Annotated in this window: 6 protein-coding genes; 1 reads left to right on the plus strand and 5 read right to left on the minus strand. The window is 39.4% G+C overall.

The genetic code is table 11. The features are described from left to right. Positions 1–338: 338 nt before the first annotated feature. A complete protein-coding gene (tpx, locus tag OVN23_RS07190) occupies positions 339–830 on the plus strand; it encodes a thiol peroxidase (protein ID WP_267240884.1) in 492 nt (163 codons plus the stop codon). 209 nt (positions 831–1,039) lie between these two features. Here tpx and OVN23_RS07195 read toward each other — a convergent pair whose 3' ends face one another. The 5 genes from OVN23_RS07195 to OVN23_RS07215 form a co-directional block, all read right to left on the minus strand. Next, positions 1,040–3,748: an FtsX-like permease family protein gene (locus OVN23_RS07195; RefSeq protein WP_173219867.1), complete on the minus strand. Its 2,709-nt coding sequence runs from the start codon at positions 3,746–3,748 to the stop codon at positions 1,040–1,042. Between the two features lies 1 nt (position 3,749). Next, positions 3,750–4,451 carry an ABC transporter ATP-binding protein gene (locus tag OVN23_RS07200; protein WP_049494632.1) on the minus strand — a complete coding sequence of 234 codons (702 nt, stop codon included), beginning with the start codon at positions 4,449–4,451 and terminating at the stop codon, positions 3,750–3,752. A 216-nt stretch (positions 4,452–4,667) separates the two neighbouring features. After that, positions 4,668–7,079, minus strand: a complete 2,412-nt coding sequence (locus tag OVN23_RS07205; RefSeq protein WP_267240885.1) for a glycoside hydrolase family 95 protein — start codon at positions 7,077–7,079, stop codon at positions 4,668–4,670. Positions 7,080–7,131: 52 nt separating this feature from the next. Beyond that, positions 7,132–7,824: a phosphoglycerate mutase gene (locus OVN23_RS07210; protein WP_000240129.1), complete on the minus strand. Its 693-nt coding sequence runs from the start codon at positions 7,822–7,824 to the stop codon at positions 7,132–7,134. Between the two features lie 144 nt (positions 7,825–7,968). Further along, positions 7,969–13,917, minus strand: coding sequence for a ZmpA/ZmpB/ZmpC family metallo-endopeptidase (locus tag OVN23_RS07215; protein WP_267240886.1), 5,949 nt, complete (start codon positions 13,915–13,917; stop codon positions 7,969–7,971). Positions 13,918–13,976: the final 59 nt, after the last annotated feature.

Genomic DNA, 13,976 nt, shown 5'->3' on the forward strand with positions numbered 1-13,976 from the left:
TAAAAAAAGCGTTTATAAGAATAAAGATTTCTTAAATCAGTACGAACGAAGTGAGTTTTTACCAGATATTTCTCACTGTAGTGGTATCCTAGATAAGAACTTTGATCTTATCTAGGACGGAATTTTTGAGACCTAAGGCTCAAAAATTAGGGATGAAATTCCGAAGGAAGTTGCTCCCGTCCGCACTACCTTCGAGAAATATCAAATAGATAAAAAATCTGAAAAACGTCATTCTCACATTGAGCTGGCGTTTTTTTCTATGCCCATATTTCCGGTCAAATCATTGGAAAATTCCGACTGTTTCAGCTAAAATGGAAGAAAAAAGATTGGAGTATCTTATGGTAACTTTTCTCGGAAATCCTGTGAGCTTTACAGGTAAACAACTACAAGTCGGCGACAGGGCACTTGATTTTTCACTCACTACAACAGATCTTTCTAAAAAATCTCTGGCTGATTTTGATGGCAAGAAAAAAGTCTTGAGTGTCGTGCCTTCTATCGATACAGGTATCTGCTCAACTCAAACGCGTCGTTTTAATGAAGAACTGGCTGGACTGGATAATACAGTTGTCTTGACTGTTTCAATGGACCTACCTTTTGCCCAAAAACGTTGGTGCGGTGCTGAAGGTATTGAAAATGCCATCATGCTCTCAGACTATTTCGACCATTCCTTTGGACGTGATTATGCCCTCTTAATCAATGAGTGGCACCTCCTGGCACGCGCAGTCTTTGTCCTCGATACTGACAATACGATTCGCTACGTTGAATACGTGGATAATATCAACTCTGAACCAAACTTCGAAGCCGCAATTGCAGCTGCTAAAGCCCTATAGAAAAAATCCTCTGTCACAAAGAGTTTTCTGCTCTTTGAAGCGGAGGATTTTTGTTTACAAGTAAATACAAGATCAATCAGCTAAAAACAACTACCTTATACTCTTCGAAAATCTCTTCAAACCATGTCAGCTTTATCTGCAACCTCAAAGCGGTGCTTTGAGCAACCTACGGCTTGCTTCCTAGTTTGCTCTTTGATTTTCATTGAGTATTACTCTACAGATTTCAAGGCTTCAAGCATATCAATCTTTCTCAGATGGCGATTGACAAAGAAACCAAGCAAGGTCAGAATGGTGCTTACTGCTGCCACTGGAATTACATAGACTTCCCAACCTACCTGCGGATAAAAGAGAATAGTCGCAGGCGAAATCATTTGAATCAAAAATTGGTGTAAATAGAAACCAGCTACCAGACCAAGTACGATTCCCACAAGGGACAGCACAATCGTCTCACGGTAAATGTAGAGAGTGACTTCTTTATTATGAAAACCGAGAACCTTGATAGTAGAGAGTTCACGGATTCTCTCAGCTACGTTGATGTTAGTCAGATTGTAGAGGATAACAATAGCCAACAGAACCGATACGATGACCAAGATGGTCATGGTCTGATTGAGTGAACTTGCGACCGAGTCAAAGAGTCGAATGGCTGAAGCATTTTGGACAACGCTGGACACCGCAGATTGATTCATAAGCAAGCCTGCCTGCCTTTCGATACTAGTAGCACTGGTATCCCTTAGCGAGACCAAATAAGTGTTGGCTTGGGGTAGCTGTCCGTAAAGTTGCTCATAGCTAGCCTGACTCATATAAATAAAGTGACCAACGTAGTTCTCAGTAATAGCAGCGACCTTTAGCCCCTTACCTTCAATTTCTAAAGTTTGTCCAAGCTTGACACCTGCCAACTGGGCGAGTTTAGCTGTGATGACAACTCCATCTTTTAATGTCAACTCTTGCTGATGGTCTTGCAGATGAATAAAGGGAGTCAAATCCTCCTTCTCTGTCATCATAAGCGTAATGGTTTGAAGACCAGCCTTACCTTTGAAATCCTTGTCTAGCGTTTTAGAATAGATTTTCTGATAGGCTTTGATGTCCTGCCCTTTCAACACTCCTTCTAGCTCTTTCTTGTCCTGATTGGTCGCACTAGGATTTTCAGAAACAATCATCTGATACTGTTGGATTTGTTGAAACTGTCTGGACGGAACTCCTGCCACAGAGGATTGGATTCCCAAACCTGCAAAGAGAAGGGCTACAGAACCTGCCACACCAAAGATCGTCATCAACATCCGCTGCTTATAACGGAAGATATTGCGGGCTGTTACCTTATGAGTAAAACTGAGACGGCGCCAGATAAAACCGATGCGCTCCAGTAAGATTTTAGCTCCTTTAACAGGAGGTTTAGGCAGTAAAAGCTGGGCTGCTTCGTCATGAAGTTCCCTCCGAGCTACCAAGTAGGCTGGTAACACACTCGCCAACCAACTTAAGACAAGAGCCAGTAAGCTATAGGTCCAATAGAACTGAATCTGGGTTTCTCCCACCACCATGCCTTTTGTAATGACACTTGAAATCACACTGGCTAGTAAATAATGGCCAAGTATACTACCTAGAGCTGTTCCGACAGTCCCAGCTACTAGGCCGTAGAGGAGAAACTTGGCGATAATATCCTTGCTACGATAACCCAAGGCCTTAAAAATCCCAGCATGTGTTCGCTCTTCATCCACAAAGCGAGTCATGGTCGTAAAGGTCACCATGGCTGCTACGGCATAAAGCACCACAGGAAAGATATTGCCCACTGCTCGAATACTGGATGAAGCATTGCTATACATGAGATAGCCCTGACCACCTGGCATAGTCTGACGATTATAGACCTGATACCTTGGCTCCACCAAATCATCCAAGACTTGCTGATGTTTTTCTAATTTTTCCTTTTCTTGGTCTAGATTTTGTTCAGCCTGCTTTAGCCTATCCTCTTCCTTGCTCAATTCCTGCTTGGCTTGGGTAAGTTGAGCACTGGCCTGCTCTCTCTGGGCTTGAGGAAGCAAGGCTAGTTGACTTTCTTGAGCCTGTATACGAGCTTGAGTAGCTGCTAAACGACGCTTGCCTTCCTGCAAATTAGTCTCAGCCTTGTCAAGGGTCTCTTGCCCCTTATCGAGAGACTCTTGCCCTTCTTTTTTCAACACTTGCAGACGTGCCTTGCCATTATCTGACAAAGCTTGTTCAAGCTCTTCCTGATGTTGCTTGGATTTCTCTTCATAAGCTTCTGAAAAAACATTTAAACCTGCCAAATCTTGATATTTCAAACGAGCTATATTGTAAACTTTCTGATCAAACTGACTAGGTAAAATCACTCCATAGGCTGTCAGAGTCCCACTTCCACTTGCTGCGTAGCCCATATCTCGCTGGGAGAGGATTTCAGCTGAATCCACAAAACCAGTAATGGTATATGTATGATTTTTTAAAGAGGAATGACCACCTTCTTTTTCTTTAAAGCTAATCTCCTGTCCCACACGATATTGACCTTGCAAATGACTTGCCAAGGCGATTTCCTTATCTGACTGCGGAAGTCGTCCCTTTCTTAGCTGAAAGGTTGAAATTCGATCTGGTTTGGAGTACAGCCGAATGGCATCCTGCCCATTATCCATAGTCACATCTGTCAAATAGCCAAACTCAACCTCTGCGCCCTGCGTCTGTTTTAGTTCTTCTTGATCTTCTTGATCCAAACCATAATTAGACATAACTGCCAAATCCAAGGTTTGAGCAGCTCTTAAATAAGCATTAGCTGTCGCCTCCATGTTGGGGCTAGTCACTTTGAGGCCTACTAGGGCTAAAGAACCCAACATCATCAAGGTCAAGATGGATAAAAAACGCCCCTTGGAGCCTGTGAAGGACTGAATTAAGTCCTTCCAATAGGTTTTTCGCTTGATCATGCTAGTACTCCAAACTATCGATATCCTGAGGATGCTGGTTGATCACCACATCCTTGACACTGGCATCGTGCATATGAATCACGCGATCAGCAATGGGCGCCAAAGCTCCATTGTGAGTCACGATAATCACCGTCGCTCCCTTTTGACGAGACATATCTTGGAGGATTTTCAAAACCTGCTTGCCCGTCTGATAATCCAAGGCACCTGTCGGTTCGTCACAAAGGAGAATTTTAGGATTTTTGGCTACCGCGCGTGCAATGGAGACTCGCTGTTGCTCCCCTCCAGAAAGCTGAGCTGGAAAGTTATTGAGACGATGAGCCAGACCTACATCTGTCAAGACCTGTTCAGGATCCAAGGCATCCGTCACGATTTCAGAAGCCAGTTCCACATTTTCCTTAGCAGTCAAATTGGAAACTAGGTTATAAAACTGAAAAACAAAACCGACATCATTGCGGCGGTAATTGGTTCGCTGGTGGGAACTATAGTCTGCAATATTGGCACCATCAATCCAGATTTCCCCCTCATCATTGGTATCCATTCCCCCTAGGAGATTGAGAACTGTTGACTTACCTGCACCAGATGCACCAAGGATAATAACCAATTCACCCTTCTCAATCTCAAAATTCACATCACGATTGGCCACAATCTCCGTGTCCCCAACCTGATAACGCTTGTAACAGTGTTTCATCTCAATATAAGCCATCAGACCCACCCTCTCTTAAACAAATTATACTCCTCGAAAATCTCTTCAAAACACTGTTTTGAGCAACCTGCGGTTAGCTTTCTAGTTTGCTCTTTGATTTTCATTGAGTATTACTTCCTATTACCATTATAACGCTTTTTCAACTAGTTGGAAACTGCTTACATTCTCAAATCCTTATTAAAAGGCAGTCTCAAACCACTGCCTTCTAACATCTTCTTAAAAATAAAATTGAACCAGATTGCCTTCTGCTGTTGCTACCGAAATACAATCTTTCTCTATGCATTTCGCTTTTATTGTTTCTTTATCCAATTTAATCACACTCTTCTCAATACCTGGATAAGAGACTCTCAATTCTCCTCCACTTCTTGATAAAATGGTCATCTGTAAGAGTTTTTTATCCTCCCACCTCATGCTCACTTCAAAATGTCCACGTGCCATTAAGCCTGAAACGGAACCTGTTGACCATGCATCAGGTAGGGCAGCTAGAGGTACCAGATAAGCTGTATGAGACTGGAGCAACATTTCTGCCATGCCACTAGTAGCACCAAAATTACCATCTATCTGAAAAGGAGGATGGCTACACCAAAGATTTGGCAAGGTGGATGACTTTAACTGCTCTGCTAATAATTTATGGGCTCGATTGCCATCTCCCAAACGCGCCCAGAGATTGATCTTATTAGCCTTGGACCAACCTGTGCCCCCATCTCCACGATCATTGAGACTAGCACGCGCGGCTTCAAGATACTCCTGCCCCTTATAGCTAAAGAGATTGCCAGGATAGAGTCCCACCAGATGGGAAGCATGCCGATGTTGGGCCTCCACTTTCTCATTTTGAAAATACTGCTCTTCCTCCTCATACCACTCCCTGATTCGACTAGATTGATTGATTTGAAGAGGATTAAGCAAGTCAAACTTCTGCTTGACCTCAGTCAACAAAGCCCCATCCAGTCCCAATTCTTGAGCAGCCTGAATAAAATCATGAAATAACTGCCAAATCAGAGATTGGTCATAGGTATTGCCAATCGAAATCGGCCCATGTTCTGGCGAATAAGACGGAGAAGACACCCAACGCTGCGCCTGCTGATCCTTATGTAAAAAGGCATTCCAAAAACGAACCGTTTCCCTCAACATGGGATAAATTTTCTCCCTGAGATAGTCTTGGTCCCTATAAAATGAATAGGCTTCATAAACAGTTTGCATCATCCACGCATTGGCAGCTGGTGACCAACCCCAATAGTAATCCCAACCAGGTGCCGTCCAGCCAAAAGGAGTCGCTTGAGTATGAACCAACCAACCATTCTCCTCTCCTTCCCGAGAGACGATTCCTGCATACCTTGCAGCCGCTATGCGACCATAGACACGCAAAACATCGATATAGTTGATAACCGGAAAGGCCGTCTCTAGGAGATTGGTAACATAGGCTGGCCAATAATTCATCTGCAGGTTGATATTCAGGTGATAGTCCGAATTCCAAGGAGGATTATCGACCGCATTCCAGACTCCCTGTAGGTTAGCTGGTAGAGCATCCGGACAGTCTCTAGAAGAACTAATCAATAAATACCGTCCATACTGGAAGAACAACTCCTCCAAAGCCTGCCCCTCTTGTGGCTTATAATTTTTTAACAAATCATCTGTAGTGGATGTGTCTACATCAGCTCCCAAATCCAATTGAACACGCTGGAATAATGCTTGGTAGTCCTCAATATGCCTTGATTTCAATTGGGCATAGCCCTTTTCTTTAGCTGTGTCCACCAAGTCTATCACCTGTTGCTCTAAATCTAGTTTCTTGCGATAATTACTAGCAGGATTTTGGGCAAAATCTGTCTTAGCCGCCAAGAAGAGATTGGCATAACTGGCTCCTGATATCTGAATCTTATCTGACCAGACTCTAATGTCTCCATCCGTTTCCCAAGCTAAACAGCTAGCAAACCGCAGGTCATTGTCCTTAACCCTCCCCTTCATCAAAATATGAGAATCAGTAATATCCAACTTGCATTCCTTGTAATCAGATTTTTCCTGTTCATACTTTCCATCAGAAGCCAAATCACGGGTCAAGGATAGTTCTATAGTAAAATCTAGAGTTTCCAACCCTTCCTTAGTAAAGCGCTGAATCAAGAGATCATCTGGAAAACTGGCAAAGGCTTCACGTTCAAATTTCGTTCCCTTATAGACATAAGAAGTCGTCGCAAGTGCCTTACTAATATTCAGCTGTCTCTGATAGTTCGTCACCTGAGACAAAGTCGTACCTTGCTGGCTGAACTCAATGAAAATATCCCCAAAGGACAGATAGGTCCCATATTGACTCGTTTTGGGCCCGACCAGGTGCTGTTCAGCCAGTTCCTTAGCCCGATTGTAATCTCTCTTTTCCAAAGCCTGCCGAATCTCAGCTAAAAAGTTATGCTGTTCTTGAAGATTTCCACCCTGATAATCTGAACTATCAGGAAGTGGACATCCAGACCAGAGACTTTTTTCATTGAATTGAATCCGCTCAGCCCCTATAAGCCCAAATACTTTTACCCCTAAAGAACCATTTCCTATCGGTAAGGCCTCTTCTTCCCAGCCCTTATATGTTGTTGACGCTGGTTGCTTGTAGGCCAGTACATAATCTTGTTTTTTATTCCTTATCATACTACCATACTAACATAAAAAGCCTAGAAATCAATTCTAGACTTACAATTTTTTATTTTCCAAGGTAGTATTCAGAAACTACGTTCAATTTTTCGTCAAATTCGAATACCAATGGTGGGAAGTTAGGGATTTCCACGTCCATGATTTCGTCATCTGACAAACCTTTGATATGTTTTACAAGGGCACGGATTGAGTTACCGTGAGCTCCTACGAATACGTTTTTACCATCTTTAAGAGCTGGAGCGATTTTATCTTCCCAGAATGGAAGGGCACGTTCCAAAGTCACTTTCAAGTTTTCAGCATCTGGGATAACTGAGTCGTCAAGTGAAGCGTAACGACGGTCAGTGTGAGCTGAGTGCTCATCATCACGGTCCATGTTTGGAGGCAATACATCGTATGAACGACGCCAGATGTGAACTTGCTCATCACCAAATTGTTCAGCAGCTTCAGCTTTGTTTTTACCAGTCAAACCACCGTAGTGACGTTCGTTCAAGCGCCATGATTTTTCAACTGGAACCCACAATTGGTCAGAAGCTTCAAGAGCCAAGTTAGTTGTTTTGATCGCACGTTTCAATACTGAAGTGTAAGCTTGGTCAAATTCGATACCAGCTTCTTTGATCAATTTACCAGCGTCAATCGCTTGTTGTGTACCTTTTTCAGACAAATCAACATCAGCCCAACCAGTGAAAAGGTTAGCTTTGTTCCATTCAGACTCACCGTGGCGAGCAAAAACCAATTTTACCATTAGATGGATTCTCCTTTAAATTTTCCGAGGTTTCCCCTCGTTTATCTATTCTATTTTACACAATTTTTCACAAAAAAGCTAGTCAAAACCAAAAAGGAAAGAGTTTCACACATGAAGAAACGAAACCTATCTTCATGTGCTACCCTAATTAGTAAATTTATTTTCCTCATCAAAAATTGAACTTCTAAAATCATCAGTTTTATCTAGATAAGCTTTGAAAATAGCTTTTTTAAGTTTGTAAACTTTACTACTTTCTTTTGGATATAATATTGAAGCATAATTAGTAGCATCCGCCTGAACCGCTTCTTTAATTATATTTCTTAACTTAGCAATACTATCAATAGTTATTGTCTCTTGACGACCCCAATTGTTAGGGTTTACAAAGCTAATTCTTGATAATTTATTGAATTTATTTTCTCGTTCTTTATACATCGCTTTTTTAAACTCAACCCAAGAAGAATATTCATCATTAAATACTTTTTTAAGCACTAGTTTATCTGTGACCAATCCTATTTCTTTACCATATGAATTAATCTTGCTTCCATTAGCTTTTGCTTCTTTTTCATACTGATTAGAAATATACGGAACCATACCTTCTTTATATCCTTTAGCAGCTAATAGTTCAAATGCCATACGACGCCCCATTAAATCACCTGGAGTTCCTTTATCACTACTTAAGGCAGAATATATAGGTGAGAAAAGATTAATTGTGTAGTATCCATTTCGTTTATACTCACCTTCATTTATATATTTTCTTCTTGTGATTATATCGTTTTCTATTAAACTATTGAAAGAGGTTAACTTGTTTAGCTCATCAAGATTTAATCTACGAACAACATTTGTTGCATAAACTTCATTTCCATCAGGATCAGGTTTATACTCATTCTCTATTTTCCTTAATAGCTCACCTTTCTCATTGGCACCTAAGTTAACTACTGCTTCTCCTTCTAATTTTTCAAGTGTATAAACTAAATCGAATAAGTTATGCATATATTTACGCAAGTCTTCTGCATTATTAAATCGTTGAGTTGGATTTTTCACTTGTAGTCTATTAGCATTTTCCGCTTCATCATATTTCAATACAGAGTTTATCGTGATTGTTGCATCATCTGGATGATCGGGAGCTTGTAATAATCCTTTTGCATAAAACTCTGGTCCTAATCCGCTTCTTCTTCCATATCCTCCAAGATAAATTTCTCTATCTGAGTTATGTGTCATTTCATGTGTATAAGTTACCGCTCCAGATTTATCTAACATACGATAAGCCATATAGTAGAATGCATCACCCGTAGCATAAGCACCATGTTGATTATGAACTACATTGTTTCCTGCTGGCCCAAAGAAATATTTTATCGCAGGGTGATTTGTTGAAAAATCCGCTTGGCTAACTACTTTATTATCATCATTACCAAATCTAAATGCATCATAAACTAGTACACTTCTATATAATTTTTCTTTATTTTCTTTATCTAGAATTTTATACCAATAATCATAATGATCTCTAAATCGTTTAGCCGCTGCTTCTGCATTCTCTTCAACAAATTTATTTAATTTTTCTCCCTTAGGATAGTCAGAACTTCTATATCTGTCATAGGCTCCAAATCCTATAGTTGAAATATTCGCTATCATAAACACTGATTTTTCAGGTAGTGTTAATAACGGTAACACCATACTTTGATATTTCCAAGAAGGGCTAGTTAATCTATCATATACTCCAATAGAATACTTCGTCCCTTCCTTAGATTGTTTTTCGCTTACTTCAGGAATTGTAGATTTTTCTTCTACTATATAAGCTTTAGATTGTTCTTTAAACCATTCGTTATTTGTTTTATTCGGCACTAAAACTTTTCTATATTTTTCCAATGCCTCAAATAAACTCTTAGTTCCATAATTTTTTGATAATAATACATTATAAGTAATTACATTATTTTTAGCTAATAAATTGTTAAATCCTGATTTACCTAGCTCAATAACATTATCTAATGCAGAACTATTAGATTTACCAAAGAAATCTAAATGATATAATACTAAATCTTTTGCACTTGCATTATCATATTTAAAATTATACCAACGTTCAAGATATGTTAAACCTAAAAGCAACGCCTCTTTATTATTCTTAATTTTTTCTACTACATAATTATCTATTATCGAATTATTATTTTCAGCTATTGCCGCATCTGCAGAAAGAAGTTTTGATAAAGTATCTTCAATATTTGCTTTTGTTTTATCGAACTGTTCATCTAGATATAATTCTGTTAATTTTATATCATTAGAAATATCTAATACTTTTCTAACATCAGCTGAATTATATTGAACAGATTTCAGATCATTTAAAACAGATTTTACAATATTATTGTAATTATGTAATAACGTATTAGGTGTGTATATTAATTTTGTATTAGTTATTTCGTATTCTGCTACTTTAGAGAAATCTTGTAGATATTTTATATCTAATGTTTGAGAAGTATTATCTGAATAATGTAGTAACAACTTATTAATACTAGCTTTATGTTTATTAATATCAGAAATTACTTCTTTGTCATGCATTGAAACTACAGACACAAGATCCTTAGTATATAAAGCATTATTAGTATCCACTAAATTACCATACTTAACAATAGTCTCTCTGTTATAAAATGGCAGTAATTTTTCTATATTTTTATACACCCTTAACCTAGAAACATCAACATCTTTTAATTTACTATAATCCGTTCCATATTTAGAAGAGAAATTAAAGTCCTCAGTTTTAATATTATTTTTAGGAACAAGTTGAGCTTTTTTCACATTAATCTCATCCGCTTCTAGCACAGTTCCTCTTTGCTCTTCAGAATCTTTACTTAGCACTTCATCATCTACTTGAACTACTTTTACTACCTTATTATTTTTATTACTATAAGTGTCCTTTGCTTTTATACCGTCAAAATCATAACCAGCTATAGCATTACCGTTAGTAACATTGACATCGCTTAGTACATTAGAAAGTCGACCTGAATTTTCAACTTCACCTGAATTATCCCAAAGATTACCTACTACACCACCAACTTTACCAAATTGTTTAACATTATTTAGATTTCCTTCAACATAACTATTTTTGATAGTTGCATTTTTATCAATGGCTCCCGCTATACCACCAACAACTTGGTCTCCTTTATTAGCATTCGTAGCCATATCGATTGTTGAAATTGATCTGTCTATTGAAGCATTAACACCTGAAAGTTTTCCTACTAAACCACCTATTTGATAAGTAGCATTTGTATTATAAGTATTTGTTATTCTACCTGTAAAACTACTATTAGAAATTGTAGAGTTAGTTACTTTTGAAACTAAACCACCAATACTGCGTTCACCAGCAATTACACCAGATGAATGAACATTAATAATTTTAGAACCATTACTCGCCTCTTTCGCTATTGTAGCAGCATCTTCTTTCAAAGAAACATTAGCTTCTTTTATTGAAAGATCTTGAATAGCAGCATGATTTAAAACTTTAAATAACGGTTTTTTCAAGTTATATATAGCATAGTTCTTATCATTGTTTGTACCTATTAATGTACCACTAAATTCTTGATTTATATAACTTTCTTGACCATCCGAAAGTTCTACTTCACGAGCATCCATAGTTGCTCCTAAACGAAACGTACCATGTAAATTTCTATTCATTGCTTCTACTAGATTTTTAAATGATGTATAAACTTCGTTTTCACTATTAATAGTTTTTGGTAAATAATAAGTATAATTTTCTACAGTACTATCATTTTCATGTTGAATTAAATCATTTGCTCGACCAACAATTTTATATACTTCTTGATTATCTCTTCTGACACTTGTAATACTTGAGACAGGTAACATCACATCTTTAAACTTCTCTGATTTTACTTTCATAAAGTAGTTACTAGGATTATTTGGAACCGTATCAAATGAGGTTACATGTCGATATTTATTATTTTCTACTGTAAATAATTCCACATTTGAAATATTCCTAAGCTCTAGTTTCTTGTCGACTTGTTTTTCTTCTGCTTTTGGTGCTGATTCTTCTTTTCCTGTAGATGTTCCTTCTGTTGACGCTGTTGGGTCTGATCCTACTTGTACAGCTGGTTCATCACCCTGTGGTTTTTCTGAATCTGAATTAGATGATTCTGAGTTTTCGTTCACAGTCGAAGCTTCAGTATTTTGTGAATTTGTTTCTTCTTTATTGCCTTCTGTTACTGAAGGTGATGACTCTGAATTACCTGAATCATTTGTAGCATCTACAGATGGAATAGTTGAAGTTTCTGACGTTGGTTCGGATTTATTTTCTTCTCCAGCTGGTTGTGTAGCTGGTAACCCACCTTCAGAGACAGTTTCTGAAGCCGGCTGTTCTTCTGTAACTGTTGTATCCCCTGCAGATGAATCTTCTTCTTTCGACTCTGATTCTGATGGTACTTCTGAAGCTGGGGTTGCCGCCTCTGGCTCTTCCGCTTTTGGTGCTGTTGCTGTTTCCGTAGTTGCAAGTTCTTCAGCTTCCGATGTTGAATCTGTTTCTTCTTCTACAGCTGGCTGCGTAGCTGTTGACTCCCCTTCAGAAGCAGTTGATGAAGATTCAGTTGAAGAAACTGAATCCTCCGCTTTACCTTCTTCTCCTGATTCTTTTGGTGCTGGGGTTGCTTCTGCTATTATTCCTGGTTCTTCAGCTTCTTCCGTTGCTTCGGCTTTACCTTCTTCTCCTGCTGGTGTTGATTCCACAGTTGCAGATGTTCCTGGTTCTGCTGACTCTTCTGCTTTTGCTTCTTTTTCTGTTGCTTCTGGTGTTGTTACCGCTTCTTCTTTAGACTCAGCTGACGGTGTATTTGTTGCGCTATCTTGTTTTCCTGTCTCCTCAACAGAGGTTTCTTCTGCATTGCCTACTTCACTTGAAGTTGTAGCCTCTGTAGCTGCTTCTGTTGAAGCTGGGGTTTCTGGTTTTGATGGTGCTGGAGTTTCTTCTGCTGGTTGGCTTTGTTCTCCTGAAGTTGTAGCCTCTACCACTGGTGCTTCTGAAACTTCTGCTTTTGGTGTTGTTCCTGAAGCTTCTTCTGTTGAACCTAGAGTCGCTTCTGAACTTCCTTCCGCTGCTGGTGCACCTGTTGTAGCTACTTCTGAACCTGTTCCTGCTTCTTCAGTTTCTTTTACTTCATTTCCTGCTGTTGTTCCTGCTTCTTTTGGAGCTGGTTTCGCTGCCTCGGACTCTGTTACTTTTGGTTCCGGTGCTTCTGTTGCACCTGGTTGTTCTTCTTTATTTTCTGGAGTTGTAGGTGCTTCTGTTTTTGGTTCAGCCAATTCTGCTGACTCTGTTCCTGTTTCTCCTTCTGAAACTGTTCCTTCAGGTGTATCTTCTTTTGGAGTTGTAGGTGCTTCTGTTCCTGATTCTTCAGTTTCTTTTCCTGTTACTCCTGGAGTTACTTCTGAAGCCCCTTCTGTTCTTCCTGAAGCTCCATTTGCCACTAATTCTGTTGAATCTGGTGCTGATTCTGCTGTTCCTGTAAATGTTCCTTCAGGTGTTGATTCTGCTTCTTTAGGCTCAGCTGGTTTGGCTACCTCTGGCTCTTCTACTTTCGGCGCTGATTCTGTTGGTTCGGATTTACCTTCTTCTCCAGCTGGAGCTGGAGTTACAGCTTCTTCAGTTGTATTTCCTGATTTACCTGAAGTTGTACTATCCGCCTCTGGCTCTTCCGCTTTTGGTGCTGGAGTAGTTGCTACTTCTTCTGCTTTTGGTGCTACTGGAGCTTCTGTTTCTTCTTTAACTTCTGGGCTTGTCACAGCTGGTGCTACTAGGGCAGGCTCTTCAACTGATTCTTCCGCTCTTTCCACTACTGGTACTGATACAGGCTGATAAACTGGGCTATAGTTCACAGTCATTTTTTCAACTTTCTCAGTGACATCTGTTAATTCAAAGGTAACAGCTTTTGTTTCTTGGTCTTTCTTGAGCAAGACCTCATAAGTGCGAACTTCGCCACTTGCACCACTTTCTTTGATGACAATCTTGTGTTTTGTGACTGTATCTGAAACTGTTTCAGCTTCAGTAAAGTACAATTCATTGTGCGGTAAGAATAAATTCTTGCCTGAAGCTTGATTCATTTCTTGGAGTACATCTACAGGGATATTGCTTGCTTCGCTGATAACACTTAATGTATCTC

The sequence above is a fragment of the Streptococcus sp. Marseille-Q6488 genome (assembly GCF_946902925.1).
GTDB lineage: Bacteria > Bacillota > Bacilli > Lactobacillales > Streptococcaceae > Streptococcus.